Origin of the sequence: Streptomyces sp. PKU-EA00015 (assembly GCF_013387495.1) — a bacterium.
Classification (GTDB): Bacteria; Actinomycetota; Actinomycetes; order Streptomycetales; family Streptomycetaceae; genus Streptomyces.
This window is the reverse complement of sequence record NZ_JABZEE010000021.1, coordinates 24,400-41,117: the sequence shown is the minus strand read 5'-3', so window position 1 is coordinate 41,117 and position 16,718 is coordinate 24,400. Positions and strand designations below refer to the sequence as shown.

The window sequence follows — 16,718 nt, the reverse complement described above, 5'->3', positions numbered from 1 at the left end:
CTGGGCAGGATGGGGCGCATGACCTCCGCCCCGTCCGTACTGGACCTCGCGCCCGTCCTGCCCGTCGTCGTCATCGACGACGCGGCCGACGCCGTGCCCCTCGCCCGTGCCCTCGTCGCGGGTGGGCTGCCCGCGATCGAGGTGACGCTGCGTACGCCCGCCGCGCTCGACGCGATCCGGGCCATCGCGGCGGAGGTGCCGGACGCGGTCGTCGGCGCGGGCACCGTGGTCTCGCCGGGCGGCGTCGACGCGGCGGTGGCGGCCGGGGCGCGCTTTCTGGTCAGCCCCGGATGGACGGCCACGCTGCTGGCGGCCCTGCGCGGGTCGGGCGTGCCGTTCCTGCCGGGCGTCTCGACGGCCTCGGAGGTCGTGGCGCTGCTGGAGCACGGCGTGCAAGAGATGAAGTTCTTCCCGGCGGAGGCGGCGGGCGGCACCGCGTACCTGCGGTCGCTCGCCGGCCCGCTGCCCGGGGCCCGCTTCTGCCCCACGGGCGGCGTCTCGCTCGCGTCCGCCCCCGCGTACCTGGCGCTGCCGAACGTTGGCTGTGTCGGCGGGACCTGGATGCTGCCGGCCGACGCGCTGACGGCCCGGGACTGGGGCCGGGTCGAGACGCTGGCGCGCGAGGCGGCGGGGCTGCGCGGGCAGGACGCCGGCCGAGCGCCGTCGGCCTGACGTCCCGCCCGGTGTCCTACCGGCCGAAGTCCAGCTCCACGTAGGGGGCGAGAGGGCGGTAACCCAGGCGCTCGTACAGGCGGTTGGCGATCGGGTCGTCCGCGTCGGCGAAGAGCAGCACCTGCCGGGCGCCCGCCTCCAGGGCTCCCAGACTCGCCGCGGCGGTCACCGCGCCGGCGAAGCCGCGGCCGCGGCTCCCGGGCGGGGTGTAGACGGGCGCGATCCGCGCATGGCCGACGAGCACCGGAGAGTGGGCGGCCATGGAGACGGGCCGGCCCTCCACCTCCCAGAGGTACAGGCCGCCGTAGGCGATGCGGCGGGACACGTTCGAGGTCTGGTCCGTATCGGTGCCGGACCCGGTGTCGGCGGCGAAGCCCGTCATCCACGCGGCCGCCTGTGCGACGTCCGCGGTGGTGGCCTTGCGGGCACGGCCCGGGGGCGGCTGCTGGGGAGGACAGAGCTCGCCGAGCCGGAACAGCCGCAGCCGCACGTCCACGGACCACTGCCCCGGCCCGGCCCACTCGTCCGCGAACGCCCGGCCGCTGTCGTCGGGTCCCTTGACGCCCGTGACCACGGCCCCGTCGGCTCGCAGGGCGCGGGCGAGTTCACGGGCCTGGTGGGGGGTGAGCGGCCCGAGGAGGGGCGGGTGCGGAGGCGTCTGGAGAAAGGCTCCGGTGACGCCGTCGCCGTCCATCCACCAGCCGAAGCGGGGCGGCGGACCGCCGCTGTCGCCGTACGCGCCCGGTCCGTGGCGCCGGACCGTCTCGCTGACGGTGAGCAGTCCGGTGTTGCGGACGGGGTCGGCGGCGAGGTGGGGGCCGGCGTGGTGGTGGAACTCGTCGACGTCGTGGGTGAGTTGCCAGGTCATGGGGCGATGGTGCTACAGGCCGGGCGGCGGCTGCGCGAGCTTTTCCCCACCCCGCCCTCCCCGAACCGGGGCTCCGCCCGCCCCGGCCCCCGTACCGCGCTCCGCGCGGTGTCCTCAAGCTCCCCCTACGGCCTGGCGGCCGTGGGTGGGGTCCCCCCGGCGAAGACAGGGGGAGGGCCGCGGACGGGCTGCCCGATCCCGCCGGGTCCACCGGGTAGATCGGCGTCGGCGAGGCAGGCCGAGACGTGCTCGGCGGCGTCGATCGGCGTGCCGCGGGCCCGAGCGGTGGGCGCACGAGCAGCGGGAGTCACCGAGGCCCCGGAGGACGGGCGCGGGGCGCTCGACGGGCTGCCAGGCCGGCACTTCCGACCCCGCCGGGACCTTCAGCCCCGCCGGCGATTGAGGCGCGGGGCTTGGGGCAGAGCCCCGACAGGCGCCTCGCACAACAAGCCCCGCCGGCGATTGAGGCGCGGGGGGTACGGGGGCAGAGCCCCCGTACCTCGGCTCAGCGGAGGTGGGACGTGTCGTTCAGGAGACGCAGCGACGCGTTCCCGTCCGCGTAGTACGCCAGCGCCGACAGCGACGCCGCCGAGAGTTCCATACGGAACAGGGACTCCGGCGGGGCCCCCAGCGCCAGACGGGCCAGGGTCTTGATCGGCGTCACGTGCGTGACCAGCAGCACCGTACGGCCCTGGTGGCGCGCCAGCAGCCGGTCCCGGGCCGACGACACCCGGCGCGTCACCGTCGCGAAGCTCTCGCCGCCGCCCGTCGGGGCCGCCTTGGGGGACGCCAGCCAGGCGTCCAGGTCGTCGGGGTAGCGCGCGCGGACCTCCGCGAACGTCAGCCCCTCCCACGCGCCGAAGTCCGTCTCCCGCAGCCCCTCGTCGACAATCACGTCGAGGCCCAGCCGGGCCGCGACCACCTCGGCGGTCTCGCGGCAGCGGCGCAGCGGCGAGGTGACGACCGCCTGGATCGTGCCGCGCGCCGCCAGGGCCGTGGCGGCCGCCTCCGCCTGGCGGCGGCCCGCCTCCGACAGGACGGGGTCGCTGCCCCCGCTGCCGGAGAAGCGCTTCTCGGGGGTCAGCGCCGTCTCGCCGTGGCGGAGCAGCACGAACGTGGACGGCGTGCCGAGGTCCGCCGACACGCCCCAGCCCGTGGCGGGCACGGGCGCGGCCGCCGCCTGGGTCAACGTCGCCGCGACAGGCGCGGAGGTCACCGGCGCCGCGACCGCGCCGGCGCTCGCACCCGCCAGCGCCGCCCGCGCCTTCGCCGCGCCGGCCGCCGCGTCCCCGACGACCCGCGCCGCCTGCGTGTCCAGCTCGGCCGTGGAGCGCGACGGCTCCCACTGCCTGCCCTTGCGTCCGGCGTCCATCGCCTCGTTGGCGAGCCGGTCCGCGTGCTTGTTCCGCTCGCGCGGGATCCACTCGTAGGTGACCTGCGACGACGGGAACACGGACGCGGCCTCGGCCGCCAGCGGCCGCATGTCCGGGTGCTTGATCTTCCAGCGGCCGGACATCTGCTCGACGACGAGCTTGGAGTCCATCCGGACGCGGACGACCGCCTCGGGGTCGAGCTCCCGGGCCGCCTTGAGCCCGGCCACCAGGCCCTTGTACTCGGCGACGTTGTTGGTCGCCACACCGATGTACTCGGCCGCCTCGGCCAGCGTCAGGCCGGTGGCCGGGTCGAGGACGACCGCGCCGTAGCCGGCCGGCCCCGGGTTCCCCCGGGAGCCGCCGTCGGCCTCGACGACCAGTTCACGCACTGCGGGCACTACAGCCCCGACTCGGACGTACGGACGAGGATGCGGCGGCAGTTCTCGCAGCGCAGCACCGTGTCGGGCGCGGCCGCGCGGACCTCGTTGAGCTCGGTGATGTTCAGCTCCAGCTGGCAGCCCTCGCAACGGCGCTGGAACAGGCGCGCCGCGCCGACACCGCCCTGCTGCACACGCAGCTTCTCGTAGAGCTTCAGCAGGTCGGCGGGCACCGAACCGGCCACGAGCTCGCGCTCCTTGGTGACCGAGGCGGCCTCGTCGTCCAGCTCCGCCTGTGCGGCGTCGCGCCGGGCCGTCGCCGCGTCGGCCTTGCCCTGCACGGACGAGACGCGCTCGGTCAGCTCGGCGACCCGCTCCTGCGCGGACTCGCGGCGCTCCATGACCTCCAGGACCACGTCCTCGAGGTCGCCCTGGCGCTTGGCGAGCGAGACGATCTCGCGCTGGAGGTTCTCCAGGTCCTTGGGCGAGGTGACCGCGCCGGAGTCGAGGCGCTGCTGGTCGCGGGTGGCGCGCTGGCGCACCTGGTCGACGTCCTGCTCCGCCTTGGTCTGCTCGCGGGCGGTGTCGCTCTCCTCGGTCTGCGCGGCGACGAGCAGGTCGCGCAGCTGCGTGAGGTCCTTGTTCAGCGACTCGATCTCGGCATGCTCGGGCAGCGACTTGCGCTTGTGGGCCAGCTGCGCCAGGCGCATGTCGAGGGCCTGTACGTCGAGGAGTCGGATCTGGTCGGCGGGCGCGGCGTTCAGTTGGGGGCTCCAGGGGAATCGTGGTGGGAGGACCAGGGGTCGGTGACCGTCGTCGAGACGTGGACCCGCAGGTCCCAGCCGTGCCGGTCGGAGATCTCGTCGAGCTGCGCCGCCGCCTGCTCGCACCAGGGCCACTCGGTGGCCCAGTGGGCGGCGTCGACGAGTCCGAGGGGAGAGTGCTGTGTCGCCTCCGACGCGGGGTGGTGGCGCAGGTCGGCGGTGAGGAAGGCGTCCACTCCGGCGGCCCGCACCTGGTCGAAGAGGCTGTCGCCGGAACCGCCGCTGACCGCGACGGTCCGTACGAGGGCGTCCGGGTCCCCCGCGACACGGATGCCGTGTGCGGTGGCGGGCAGCCGCTTCGCGGCGCGCGCGGCGAAGTCGCGCAGCGTCTCGGGGCGGTCGAGTTCGCAGACGCGCCCGAGGCCGCGGCGCCCGTTCGCGTCGGAGGTGTCGGGCACCAGGGGCCGCACGACCCGCAGGTCGAGCGCGCCCGCGAGGGCGTCGGAGACGCCGGGGTCGGCGGTGTCCGCGTTGGTGTGGGCGACGTGCAGCGCGATGTCGTTCTTGATCAACGTGTGCACGACACGGCCCTTGAAGTGGCCGGCGGCGACGGTCGTCGTACCGCGCAGGTAGAGCGGGTGGTGGGTGACCAGCAGGTCGGCGCCCAGCCGCACCGCCTCGTCGACGACGTCCTGGACGGGGTCGACGGCGAACAGCACGCGCGTGACCGCGGCGTCGGGCTCACCGCACACCGTGCCGACCGCGTCCCACTGTTCGGCCCGCTCGGGCGGCCAGAGGGCGTCGAGGGCGGTGATGACTTCAGACAGACGGGGCACGGGGGAAAGGCTACCTGCCCGGGCCCGGACACCGGTCTGTGCCCGCGGCGCCGCCCGGCGCACGGCGGACGACCGCGGCGCCCCACCGCTGGGGGCGCCGCGGCCGTCCGGTCGGCGGGTGCTACTTGACGAGGTAGCCGCGCAGGTCGTCCAGGACCTCGTTCGCCGCCGTGACGCCGAGCCCGAGGTACCAGGTCTCGTCCGGAACGTCCTTGGCCTGACCGGCCTTGACCGCCTCGAGGTTCTTCCACAGCGGGTTGGAGCGGGCGGTGTCGCGCTGGGTCTTGGCCGGGTCGCCGTAGACGCCGGTGAAGATCCAGTCCGCGTCGGCCTGGTCCATCTTCTCCGGGCTGATCTCGACCGCCAGGTCCTCGATCTGCTGGTTCGCGGGGCGCGGGACGCCCGCGTCGCGCAGGATCGTGCCGATGAAGGACGCCTGGGCGTACAGGCGGATCTTGCCCGGCATGTAGCGCAGCATGGTGACGGTCGGCTTCTTCTCACCGATGTCCGTGCCGAGCTGCTTCGCCTTCTTCTCGTACGCGCCGAGCTGCTCCTTCGCCTCGGCCGTCCTGTCGAGCGCGGCGGCGTTGAGGAGGTAGTTCTCCTTCCACGTGAAGCCGGGGCGGATGGAGAAGACCGTCGGGGCGATCTTGGACAGCTCGTCGTACTTGTCGGCCGCGCGCAGCTCGCTGCCGAGGATCAGGTCGGGCTTCAGCGCGGCGATGGCCTCCAGGTTGAGGCTGTTGATCGTGCCGACGCTCTTCGGGCTGCCGGCCTGCTTCTTCAGGTAGCCGGGGATGCCGTCGTCGCCCTCGGTGGGCGCGTAGCCCACCGGCTCGACGCCGAGGGAGGCGACGTTGTCGAGCTCGCCGACGTCGAGGACCACGACCCGCTTCGGCGCGGACTTCAGTTCCGTCGTGCCGAGGGCGTGGGTGATGGTGCGCGGGAACTGGCCGGGCCGGGCGTCCGTGCCCATGGCTTGCCGCCCGCATCGCCCTGGCTTCCGCTGTCCTTGCCCTTCCCGGAGTCGCCCCCGCCCCCGTCGGCGCCGCAGGCGGCAAGGGACAGTGCGGCGGTGAGAGCGATGGCTGCGGCGGCGCCGCGGCGGCGTAGGGACATGGTGACTCCTGGGGACGAACTTAGGGGTGCCTTACCTTAAGCACTCCTCCGTCACCGAGCACAACCACCCCCTTCGTCTCAGGCAAATCCGGGCATCGCCATCCTTATGTGTGAAGTGCCGCGTCTCGCAGTGTTCGGCAGGAAGTGCGATACCTAGCGTCGACGGACGGAGGTGACGTATCGATGACTGCCTGTGCCATCGAGACCGCCGCAAAGGAAGAGGCGGTGGCGAGTACGGGGTTCACGATCACCGCGGACGGTACGTACGCGGCCCGGCTCGCCGGAACCCGCGACGCCCTGTTCCCGGAGCGCTGGACGCTCGACGGACCCGAGCCTTACGCCGTCCCGCTGCCGCTGGACCAGCCCGAGGAGCGCGATGCGGAGGTGCTGCCGCTGGCCGACGGACGGGTCCTGATCAACCGCCGTGCGGGCGAGCGGCACACGTTCTCGCTGCTGTACCCGACCGGTCCGGGGACCGGTGAACTGGCCCTCGGCGCTGTCGAGGCCGCGGAGCTCACCCTGCTCCCGCCCGCACCGGACGGTGCGTACGCCTATGCCCTGGCGCCCGGGGAGACGTCGACGGCCGTGTGGCTCGTGGCGGGCGGGGCGTTCGGCCCCGAGCGCGTCGCCGACGTGCCCGGCCGCTGCTCGGGCGGCGCGTGGCTCGACCGTACGGGACGGCTGCTCGCCCTGGACCGGCAGCAGCCCGGCGGACCGGTGAAGACGGTGGCGGTGGACCTCGCGCTCGGCGGGGTGGTGACACCGCTGCTGGAGATCACCGACGAGAGCGACGACCGGCTACTGCTCGCGGACGCCGACAGCGGCCTGCTGCTGATCCGCTCGAACGCGCCGGGCGAGGGCCGGGACCGGCTCGGCTGGGGCGTGCTCGGCAGCCTGCGACCGGTCCGGTTCCCCGAGAGCCTGCGGCTGCCGGACGCGCTGGTGACGCCGTTCGCCGTGCAGCCGGGGCAGATACTGGCGCCGGAGAGCTGCGCGGTGGCGCTGCGGATCGACGGGGCGGCGGGCAGCTGGCTGGGGGTATGGCGCCCGGCGGGCCGCCGCCTCCACCAACTGGCACCTCCCCCCGGGTGGTTGGCGGGTTCGGGGACGTGGAGCAGGGACGGGGTGCTCCGACTGCCGTACGCGACCGGCGAAGTGCCGTGCGGAGTGGTGCGGATGGAGGCGCCGGAGGACGGTGCGGGCGGCGGCGAGGCCGGGGGTGCGGCCGGGGGTGCAGAAACCTTCGGCCTGCCGGATGCGAACGGCGTGCGGAGCCCCGGCGAGGGCCCGGCCACAGAACCGGCACAAGCGGAACACGCAGGTGGGGAACCGTGCGAGGCGTCAGGGAGTCCTGCGGTGTGCAAGCCGGTTCCCTTGCAGCAGGCACCCCTCACCGGCCGTGCGGCCCGTGGTTAGACTCTGCGGCCGGGGCTACGCAGCCGCACTGCCCGCGCGCCGACGGTGACGGGTCCACGGGGCTTGCTGCCGGAGCCCTGTGACAGTGCATCAGCGATTGCGACGGGGTGAAGTTCTCACATGTATGAAGTCCGAACCGACACGGCCCACGAGCGCCCGCAGCCGGCGGACGCGGTCGGGGCCGACGCCGGCGGCGCGGGGAAGCATCGTGGTGGGGCGGCCACGGCGGAGGACGGGGCGGCGCCGACGTACGGCCGCCACCGGCGTCCGGGGGCGTCGGAGGGCGGGGGCGCCTGAATCGCGGGGGTGTTTTCCCCACCCCGCCCCATCCCGTAACCGGGCTCCGCCCTGGACCCCTGTAACCGCCGCTCCCCCTACGGCCTGGCGGCCGTGGGCGAACCCCCAGACGGGCTGGCACTGTCGCTGCGCGGCACCCAGCCCGTCGGCCGTTCCGGCCCCCGGGCTCATCCCCCACGAGCCACGCGGGGCGCCTCAGGCGCACGGGGGGCGAAGCAAGCCCAGCCGGCGCTTGAGGCACAGGGGGAAATCATGCCCCGCCGGCGATTGAGGCGCGGGGCTTGGGGCAGCGCCCCGACAAGACCGCCACACACACCAAGCCGCGCCGGCGATTGAGGCGCGGGGCTTGAACCCCCGCCGACCATCGAGGCATAGGTGGGGGCGCATCAAGCCTCGCCGACGATTGAGGCTCGGGGCAGAGCCCCGACAAGACCGCCGCACACACCAAGCCGCGCCGGCGCTTCAGGCACACCCAAGCCCGACGGTCCTTGAGGCACGGGGGCGAAGCAAACCCCGGCGCTCGAGGCACAAGGGGCAAATCAAGCCCCGCCGGCGATTGAGGCGCGAGGCCCGGGGCAGAGCCCCGACAAGACCGCCGCACACACCAAGCCGCGCCGACGCTTCAGGCACACCCAACCCCGACGGTCCTTGAGGCACGGGGGCGAATCAAACCCCGGCGCTCGAGGCACAAGGGGCAAATCAAGCCCCGCCGGCGATTGAGGCGCGAGGCTCGGGGCAGAGCCCCGACAAGACCGCCGCACACACCAAGCCGCGCCGACGCTTCAGGCACACCCAACCCCGACGGTCCTTGAGGCACGGGGGCGAATCAAACCCCGGCGCTTGAGGAACGGGGGGCAAATCAAGCCCCGCCGGCGATTGAGGCGCGGCGACACACGGGGGCAGAGACCCCGCATCACGCGCCGCGCCCGACCCCCTACCCCCTCCTCAACGACAGGACCTCGCGCGCCGCGAACGACTCCCCGTCGAAGTGGGGCGTCAGCAGCGACTCCAGTTCCTCGTACGTGAACACGTCCTTCGCCGTGTCGAACTTCGCCGCCACCCTCGGGCGTTCCATCACCGCCACCATCCCCCCGTGCACCACCAGCACCTGGCCGGTGACCACCGACGCCGCCGGGGACGCGAGGTAGCCCACGAGAGGCGCCACGTGCTCCGGGGACAGAGGGTCGGCCGCGCCCGGGGGCGGGGCGTCGCCGAAGACGTCCGCCGTCATACGGGTCCGCGCCCGCGGGCAGATCGCGTTCACCGTCACCCCGTACTTCGCCAGCGCCTGCGCCGACGACGTCGTCAGGCCGACGATCCCGCCCTTGGCCGCCGCGTAGTTGGGCTGGCCCGCCGAGCCCGCCAGGAACGCCTCCGACGAGGTGTTGACGATCCGGCCGTACACCGGCGCGCCCGCCGCCTTGGCGCGTGCGCGCCAGTGTTCCGAGGCGAAGCGCGTCGTGGTGAAGTGGCCCTTCAGGTGGACGTGGACCACCGCGTCCCATTCGCTCTCGGACATCGAGAAGATCATGCGATCGCGCAGGATGCCCGCGTTGTTGACGAGGATGTCGAGCTTGCCGAACTCCTTCACGGCCAGGTCGATCAGCCCCCGGGCCGTCGCGAAGTCGGCGACGTCGCCGAGGTGGGCGACCGCCCGGCCGCCCGCCGCGCGGATCTCGGCCGCGACCGACTCGGCGGGCGCGGCCGACGCGTCGCCGCTGCCTCCCCCATAGCCTTCGGCATGGGAGGTACCCCCATGGCCCGGCTTCCCGTAGTCGTTGACGACGACGGCCGCACCGAGCCGCGCCAGTTCCCGTGCCTCCGCGCGGCCGAGGCCCCGGCCCGCACCGGTGACGACGGCCGTGAGGCCCGCCAGAGGGAGTGTCATCGCGGCCCCCTCAGATCTCGACGCACGTACGCAGGGCCTCGCCGCTGCGCATCTGCGCCAGGGCGTCGTTGATCCCGGCCAGCGGGACCCGGTGGGTGATCAGCGACTCCAGGTCGATCCTGCCCGCCCGCCAGAGCGCGATGGCCCGTTCGTAGGAGCGCAGCACGTCGCCGCCTCCGTACAGGCAGGGCAGGATGCGCTTCTCGTCGAAGAACAGCTCGAACATCGTGAGCTGGAGGTGGTCGTCCATGGCGCCCGCGCCGACGACGCACAGCGTTCCGCCGCGCCGGGTCGTCTCGTACGCGGTCCGTGCCGTCTGCGACCGGCCGACCACCTCGAAGACGTAGTCGAAGCCCTCGCCCGCGGTGACGCGCTGTTTGGCGTCGGCGAGCCCGTCGGGGGCCACGGCCTCGGTCGCGCCGAACCGCAGGGCCGCCTCGCGCCGGGAGGCCACCGGGTCGACCGCGACGATCTCGGCCGCGCCCTGGAGCCGGGTGCCCTGGATCGCGGAGATGCCGACTCCGCCGCAGCCGATGACGGCGACGGACGAACCGGCCTGCACCTGGGCGGTGTTGATCGCCGCACCGAGCCCCGTCGTGACGCCGCAGCCGATGAGCGCGGCGATGTCGAAGGGCACGTCGTCGGGGATGGGCACGGCGCAGCCCGCGCCGACGACGACCTCCTCGGCGAACGTGCCGGTGCCGGCGAAGCCGAAGACGTCACCGCCGGGGCGGGCGAAGTTGGGCGTGCCCGCGTTCATGAACCCCGCCAGGCACAGGTGCGACTGCCCCCGCCGGCAGGACGGGCAGGCGCCGCACGCGGGCAGCCAGCACAGCAGGACGCGGTCGCCCGGTGCGAGGCCGGCAACGCCGTCCCCGACCTCGATGATCTCGCCCGCGCCTTCGTGGCCGGGGACGAAGGGGGCGGGCTGCGGCAGGACGCCGGTCATCGCGGAGACGTCCGAGTGGCACAGTCCGGTCGCCCGGACGCGGATCCGCACCTTGCCCGGGCCGAAGCCCACCGCCTCGACGTCGTCGAGGACTTCGAGTTTGTCCTGGCCTGTCTCGTGCAGTACGGCTGCGCGCATGACGGATCCCTTCGGAAGATCACGAATGTTCGACGATCGTGTCCGCGAGCACCGGGGCGTCGTCCCGCTCCACCGCCGTCACCGCCGCCTGGACGCCGTCGTCGCGCCGCCACATGCGGATGCGCAGGGTCTCGCCGGGGAAGACGACGCCGGCGAAGCGGGTGGCGTACGCGCGGACCCTGGTGACGTCGCCGCCCAGGAGCGTGTCGACGACGGCCTTGAGCGTCATGCCGTACGAGCAGAGCCCGTGCAGGATGGGCCGCTCGAAGCCGGCGAGCTTGGCGAACTCCGGGTCGGCGTGCAGCGGGTTCCAGTCGCCGGAGAGCCGGTAGAGCAGCGCCTGGTCCTCACGGATCACGCGCTCGACGGTCCGGTCGGGTGCGCGGTCGGGGACGGCGAGGCGCTCGGAGGGGCCGCGTTCGCCGCCGAATCCACCCTCGCCGCGGACGAAGAGCTGGGCGTCGCTGGTCCACAGCGGCCCGTCGTCGTCGGCCGCCTCGGTGCGCAGGACGAGGACCGCCGCCTTGCCCTTGTCGTACACGGCGGCGACGCGTGACGTGGAGGTCGCCGTGCCGCTGACGGGCAGGGGGCGGTGCAGGGCGATGCGCTGGCCGCCGTGCAGGACGGCGGCGAGGTCGACGTCGATGCCGGGCGCGGACAGTCCCCCGACGACGCCCATGCCCGCGCCCGCCACGGTGGCGAAGCTGGGCAGGACGTGGAGCCTGGATTCGAGCGTGTAGCGCAGCTCGTCGGGGTCGTTGGCCGGGACGCCCGCCCCGATGCCGAGGTGGTAGAGCTGGACGTCCTTGTGGTCCCAGCGGATCGTGGTCGAGCGGGGTTCGGCGGCGAGGGCCCTGGCAGGGTCAATGGGCATGGGGCTGCTGCTCCTCGAACGGTTCGAAGACCTCGGCACGGCCGTCCGCACCGTCGGCCGCACCGAGGTCGCCCGGACGGGGCCCAGACGGTTCTAGAACGCGTTCTAGGCCGATGGGCCTATGTATAACGCAGCCACCGGGCATTGGGAAGACGGCTGACGGCTTGTCAGATTCCTGGTTACGGCCCGCAGTGCCACGGCCACGACAGGCGGGCCGGCGCGGCCGGTCATACCCTTGACACCGTGGACGAGATGCCGCGGGAGCACAGACCCGCCAAGTCCGTACGGGTGCTGATCGCCGAGAACCGGAGCACCACGCGCGGCGCGCTCGCGCTGCTCCTCGGCATGGAGCCCGACATCGAGGTGGTGGCCCAGGTGGGCCGCGGTGACGAGATCGTGGACGCGGCGCTGACCCGGTGGCCCGACGTGGCGCTGCTCGACTGCGATCTGCCCGGGCTCAGCGGCGTCGACGCCGCGGCCGAGCTGCGCAAGGAGGTGCCGGACTGCCGGGTGCTGATCCTCACGACCTTCGGCCGCCCCGGGCTCCTGCGCCGGACTCTGGAGGCCGGAGCGGCCGGACTCCTGGTGAAGGACGGCCCGGTCGAGGAACTGGCCGAGGCGATCCGCCGGGCGCTGACCGGCGAGACCGTGATCGACCCGGTGCTGGCCGCGGCGGCGGCCGGGGAGCAGGGCAGGCCGTGACCGACGGACGGCACCGCCGCCGTGCGCAGGGCACGCCTGACCGACCCCCCGCCTGAGGCTAGGGGCACACCACTCTCTCCGGAATGTCCACCGGCAGGCTGCTCACCTCGTCATCCGTGAAGGCGCGGTGGCCGATGACGTCGCACAACGCGCGCTGCCACGCGGCGGCGTCGAGGGCGAGGGGACCGCCGATGCCGTCGGGGCCCGCCTGGATCACGGTTCTGCCGTCCTTGGAGACGTCGAGGAACGCGTGCACATCCTCCGCGCCGGCGATGTTGCGCCGAACGCCGAACTCGTAGGAGTCCGCGGCCGCACGTCCGTCGACCCGGTAGATCCGCACGGAGCGGTTGGCGGCTATCAGGTAGCGGCCGTCGCGAAGGAAGCCCGCCACCCACGGGGTGGTGGAGTCCTCGCCGACGCTGCGCAGCGGCCCGAGCACCTTGCGGGGGGTGGGCTCACGCCGCCACAGCTCGACCACCGCTCCCCGGCGCATCAGAGCGAAGTAGCGGCCGGTGGGCTCGAACTGGACGGCGCGGACGTCTTCGCTGGTCCTCACCTCGGCCGTGACGCGGCCCGTGGTGACGTCGACGACACGGACGACGGGATCGCCCATGACGGTCACGGTGATCCGGTTCGGGGCCGGATAGCCGCCGATCAGAACATCCGGATTGTCCTTCCCCGCGATCCTGCGGAGGAGGGGCCCGGCGTCGAGGCGCGCGAGCTGCTCGCCGGTGCGCGCGTCCCACTGCTGGACCACCGTGCCCGAGACGGTGACCAGACGCCCGCTGGGGTCGAAGAAGTAGCGGAAGTCCCACTGCGGGCCCGGCCGGTTGGGGGACCCGCCGCCGCCTCCCGGGATCGGCGGCCGCGCGCCGAGGGGTGGCGGCTCGGCCGCGGTGATTCTCGCCCGTTGCCGCAAGGTCGCGACCTCGCGGACGGACACCACGTTCCTGCCCTCCCGGTCGGCGACGAGTGTTCCACGGCTGTCGGTCTGGAGCAGGTCGTCCCGTCCCGGCTTCCAGTACGGTTTCGACCGCTGCGCCTCGGCGAGCACCCGCTCGTCGTCCGCGTCCGAGGGCCGCAGCTGGATGCGCGATCCGTCGGCGAGGACGGTGATCGTCCTGCTGGCGTCGTCGGTGAGTGTCTGCTGGCCCACGTCGAGTATGTGGTCCCCGGACCTGGGCACCTCGGTGTAGGTGATCGCGTTGTCGTCGTACTGGAGGAGAAGGAGCTTTCCGCCGGTCGACACCAGGTTCTCGTAGGGGAGGAAACGGACGGGCTCGACCGGGTCCGCCGTCCGCGACACCACCCTGTTCCGGGACAGGTCCAGCAGGCGCAGATGGCCGAGTCCGAGAACGACGAAGCGTCCCGTGGCGTCGACGGCGTCCGCCGTGCACAGATCGGTCCGGTACCTCTCCTCCTTCTCGCGGTACGGACCCCCTTGCCGGGTGCCGTCGGAGACGCGATGGAGGCTCAGGACGGACTGGCCGTGCTGCTCACGGCAGGCGACGACCGCCTTGCGGTCGCCGGACAGCAGGACCTCATCCGTTCCCGACACGACCACCCGCTGCCTGCCGGTGGCCATGTCCACGGCCAGCAGGCTGATCTTCTCCTGCTTCCCCAGGCCGTTCAGGTTCTCGTAGACGGGCGCCAGCAGGGTGCGGTCGTCGGCACCGACCCACAGGTCGAAGATCATGCCCTTGGGTGCGGGCACCTCTCCGCCGACGGTGCCGCTGTCCAGGCTCCACCAGACCAGACGGTCCTTGACCTTGGAGGCGATGATCCTTCCGTCCGGCGACATCGAGGACTTGACGTCCTCGTTCGCGCCGGTGGTCGCCCCCGGCGCCGCGGGCAGTTCGCGCACCCGGCCCACGGGACGTCCGGCATCGGCACGCACGTCGAACCAGGCGGCCTTCCCGTCCTCCTGGACGTAGCCGGCCCGCGTTCCGTCCGCCGAGACCAGGGGGTAACGCACGTGGCCGGTCGAGCGGACCTGTTCACTGCGAACGCGTCCGTCGGCCGCGTGCACGAACAGCACCGCGCTGCCCAGCTGCGAGGAGGCCAGCACCACATTGCCGTCGCTGCTCGCCGCGAGCGTCTTGAAGGTGCCCAGCGCTCCGGTGAGAACCCGTTCGGTGTCCCAGTGCTCCAGATACTGCCGCAGCAGCTGGTTGCGCGCCTCCTGCGTCGGCGAGGCCCGGTACGCCGCCAGCGCCAGCATCACCGACCGGGCCGGGTCGGCGGACGCCTCGTCCTGCGAGGCACCCGCCAGGGCACGTGAGGCGGCGAGCGCCGCTCGCTCCTCGCTCTCCCGCCGCGTCACCACGAACAGGGTCCCGAGCACCAGCGCCAGCACGACGACGATGCCGAGACCCGAGAGGAACGCCCTGCGCCTGCGGGTCCGGGATCGGCGGTGGGTGCGCCCGGCCTCCAGATAGGTGCGTTCCGCGTCGCTCAGATCGTCGCCCCGCTCGCGCTGCCACTGCTGGGCGCCCGCCAGCGCGACGGCCGTCGGCAGCAGCTCCGGGTCGCGTCCTCCCTGCTCCCAACGCTCCCTGTCGTGTCGCAGGGACTCCCGCCAGACCAGGAAGGACCGGTCCTCGGCGGCCCACGCGGCCAGTTTGTCCCAGCCGCTGATCAGCGCCTCGTGGGTGAGTTCGACCGTCTCGGCGCCTTCGACGCTGCGGCCGGTGACGAGCAGCCTGGTCGCGGCGAGCCGTTGGGCGATACGCCACTGGTCCTCGCCCAGCTCCGTGCGCAGCGCCATGCGGCGCGTCGCCGCCGCCGCGCCCGCCGGCATCCGCACGAGCCGGGTGAACAGCCGCCGTGCCGCCTCTTCGTCCTCCCTCGGCACGTACTCCGCCCAGACCCGGTCGGCGTGCGCGCTCAACGCGCCTGTCACGCCGCCGAGTTCCTCGTACGCCTGGTGGGTCAGCAGGCCGCCCTCCTGCCGCTGCCACAGCAGGTCGAGGGTGAAGCCCAGCAGCGGCAGGGCGCCGGAGCCGGTGCCGGTGTCGGCCAGGATGCGGTCGGCGAGGTGGGGTTCGTAGCGCACGCCGGGGATGGCGTCGACCGGTGCGGTCACGACCTCGCGGAGCCGCTCGGGGCCCAGGGGGCCGAGCGCGTACAGGTGCCGGCCGAGGACCGGCCCGAGGCGCGGGTGGGAGAGCGCGGTCTCGAGGAAGTCGGCCCGCAGTGTGGCCAGCACCCGGACGGTGGGCGGGAGGGCGTCGTCGAAGAGCACGTCGGCCAGCTCGTCCACGAACGCGGAGTCGAGGCCGAGCAGTTCCTCGAACTGGTCGACCACGACGAGCAGCCGGCGGCTGCCCTGGAGTTGCAGCAGCCGTGCCACGGCATCGGCAGGCCCCTGCCGCCGCAGCAGACCGGTCAGTTCGGGGATCCGTGCGAGCCGTTCCGTCTCGGACAGACCGGACTCCAGGAGCGGGAGCAGGGCGGCCGCGAGCGCGGACAGCGGGCTGCTGCCGGAGGCGGGCCGCAGGACGACCGCCGCGGCTCCGGCCGCGCGCAGCCGGGGGACCACTCCGGCCAGGGCCAGCGAGGACTTGCCGGAGCCGGAGGGGCCGACGAGACAGACCCAGCGCTCGGCGGCCAGCGCACCGGCCACTTCGTCGCTCTCGGCCCGCCGCCCGTGGAAGACGTGGGCGTCGGACTCCTCGAACGCCGAGAGGCTGCGGAACGGGGACGGCGGGAGGGCCAGGCCGCGCATCTCGGGCCAGGCAGTCAGCAGGCCGCCGGTGGGGATCAGGTAGCTCACGGGGGGACTGCCGGACTCGGCGACGGCCACCATGCCGACCACGCCGACGAGTTTCTCGTCCCACACCGGAGTGCCGCTGAAGCCCCGGGAGACCTGATAGCCCTCGCCGGTCAGGTCGGCCTGCACCCAGCCGTTGGCCTGTCGCGCCCGCAGGACGCCCGCGTGCCAGACCCCTCCGGGACGCCCGTGCGGAAACCCGAAGGCGCGCACGGGGTGCTCCCAGACGTCCTGCGCCTCGACCAGCCGGACGGGCCGGGCGCCGGGAAGCGGCGCGTCCAGCCGCAGCACCGCCACGTCCCCGGCACCGGACTGCTGCGGGGGCACCCAGTGCACGACGCCCGCCGTCACTCCCTGCGCCGGCGAAGAGAGCAGCGGCAGGTCGACGTGGAGCCGGGCGGAGGCGTCGGGCTCGGCGTCCTCCGGCGCGCCGAGCGCCGCCGAGACCACGTGCGCGCAGGTGACGGCGAGCTCGTCGGAGACCAGGAAGCCCAGGCCGACCGGGTCGCCCTGCTCGTCGCTGATCCGCAGGACGGCCGCGTCCAGGGCCTTGGGACCGGTGCCCTCCGTGGGCTGCCGGGGTAACGCGCTCACCTGTTCTCCCCCTTCGGGGCTCCCCCGCCCCGGTCGACCGCGTTCCCTACCCCTTCCACACGACACCCTGTCGCAACCC

10 protein-coding genes and 2 pseudogenes are annotated in these 16,718 nt (G+C 73.7%); 3 read left to right on the top strand and 9 right to left on the bottom strand.

The features are described 5' to 3' along the window. Window positions 1-18 precede the first annotated feature (18 nt). Window positions 19-672, top strand: a complete 654-nt coding sequence (gene eda, locus HW130_RS15200; RefSeq protein WP_177150094.1) for a bifunctional 4-hydroxy-2-oxoglutarate aldolase/2-dehydro-3-deoxy-phosphogluconate aldolase — start codon at window positions 19-21, stop codon at window positions 670-672. A 16-nt stretch (window positions 673-688) separates the two neighbouring features. On the opposite strand, the gene HW130_RS15195 is transcribed toward eda, so the two are convergent. From HW130_RS15195 to HW130_RS15175, 5 genes and pseudogenes are all read right to left on the bottom strand, one after another. Next, window positions 689-1,540 carry a GNAT family N-acetyltransferase gene (locus HW130_RS15195; protein ID WP_177150093.1) on the bottom strand — a complete coding sequence of 284 codons (852 nt, stop codon included), beginning with the start codon at window positions 1,538-1,540 and terminating at the stop codon, window positions 689-691. A 505-nt stretch (window positions 1,541-2,045) separates the two neighbouring features. After that, window positions 2,046-3,302 carry a bifunctional RNase H/acid phosphatase gene (locus tag HW130_RS15190; protein ID WP_177150092.1) on the bottom strand — a complete coding sequence of 419 codons (1,257 nt, stop codon included), beginning with the start codon at window positions 3,300-3,302 and terminating at the stop codon, window positions 2,046-2,048. A gap of 8 nt (window positions 3,303-3,310) precedes the next feature. Further along, complete coding sequence (locus HW130_RS15185) at window positions 3,311-4,054, bottom strand: zinc ribbon domain-containing protein (RefSeq protein WP_218183556.1); 744 nt, start codon at window positions 4,052-4,054, stop codon at window positions 3,311-3,313. Further along, window positions 4,051-4,890: a Nif3-like dinuclear metal center hexameric protein gene (locus tag HW130_RS15180; RefSeq protein ID WP_177150091.1), complete on the bottom strand. Its 840-nt coding sequence runs from the start codon at window positions 4,888-4,890 to the stop codon at window positions 4,051-4,053. Before HW130_RS15180 ends, HW130_RS15185 begins: the two co-directional genes overlap by 4 nt. Before the next feature lie 121 nt (window positions 4,891-5,011). Further along, window positions 5,012-6,009, bottom strand: a pseudogene (locus HW130_RS15175) (ABC transporter substrate-binding protein). A gap of 183 nt (window positions 6,010-6,192) precedes the next feature. Here HW130_RS15175 and HW130_RS15170 point away from each other — a divergent pair. Beyond that, window positions 6,193-7,425 carry a hypothetical protein gene (locus HW130_RS15170; RefSeq protein ID WP_177150090.1) on the top strand — a complete coding sequence of 411 codons (1,233 nt, stop codon included), beginning with the start codon at window positions 6,193-6,195 and terminating at the stop codon, window positions 7,423-7,425. A 1,231-nt stretch (window positions 7,426-8,656) separates the two neighbouring features. Here HW130_RS15170 and HW130_RS15165 read toward each other — a convergent pair. From HW130_RS15165 to HW130_RS15155, 3 genes are read right to left on the bottom strand one after another with little or no spacing between them, the layout of a single operon-like run. Further along, window positions 8,657-9,610 (bottom strand): 3-oxoacyl-ACP reductase, encoded by a 954-nt coding sequence (locus tag HW130_RS15165; protein WP_177150089.1) that lies wholly within the window; start codon window positions 9,608-9,610, stop codon window positions 8,657-8,659. A gap of 10 nt (window positions 9,611-9,620) precedes the next feature. Next, window positions 9,621-10,697: a Zn-dependent alcohol dehydrogenase gene (locus tag HW130_RS15160; RefSeq protein ID WP_177150088.1), complete on the bottom strand. Its 1,077-nt coding sequence runs from the start codon at window positions 10,695-10,697 to the stop codon at window positions 9,621-9,623. A gap of 19 nt (window positions 10,698-10,716) precedes the next feature. Next, window positions 10,717-11,571 (bottom strand): MaoC/PaaZ C-terminal domain-containing protein, encoded by an 855-nt coding sequence (locus tag HW130_RS15155; protein WP_177150087.1) that lies wholly within the window; start codon window positions 11,569-11,571, stop codon window positions 10,717-10,719. A 252-nt stretch (window positions 11,572-11,823) separates the two neighbouring features. Between HW130_RS15155 and HW130_RS15150 the strand changes: the two are divergent. Next, window positions 11,824-12,270, top strand: a pseudogene (locus HW130_RS15150) (response regulator); the annotation flags it as partial. Between the two features lie 61 nt (window positions 12,271-12,331). Here the strand turns inward: HW130_RS15150 and HW130_RS15145 are convergent. Continuing rightward, window positions 12,332-16,639 carry a trypsin-like peptidase domain-containing protein gene (locus tag HW130_RS15145; RefSeq protein WP_177150086.1) on the bottom strand — a complete coding sequence of 1,436 codons (4,308 nt, stop codon included), beginning with the start codon at window positions 16,637-16,639 and terminating at the stop codon, window positions 12,332-12,334. Between the last annotated feature and the right edge of the window lie 79 nt (window positions 16,640-16,718).

Coding starts and splice junctions, on each gene's coding strand:
- eda (WP_177150094.1), top strand. CDS start 19: ATGACCTCCGCCCCGTCCGTACTGGACCTCGCGCCCGTCCTGCCCGTC.
- HW130_RS15195 (WP_177150093.1), bottom strand. CDS start 1,540: ATGACCTGGCAACTCACCCACGACGTCGACGAGTTCCACCACCACGCC.
- HW130_RS15170 (WP_177150090.1), top strand. CDS start 6,193: ATGACTGCCTGTGCCATCGAGACCGCCGCAAAGGAAGAGGCGGTGGCG.
- HW130_RS15165 (WP_177150089.1), bottom strand. CDS start 9,610: ATGACACTCCCTCTGGCGGGCCTCACGGCCGTCGTCACCGGTGCGGGC.
- HW130_RS15160 (WP_177150088.1), bottom strand. CDS start 10,697: ATGCGCGCAGCCGTACTGCACGAGACAGGCCAGGACAAACTCGAAGTC.
- HW130_RS15155 (WP_177150087.1), bottom strand. CDS start 11,571: ATGCCCATTGACCCTGCCAGGGCCCTCGCCGCCGAACCCCGCTCGACC.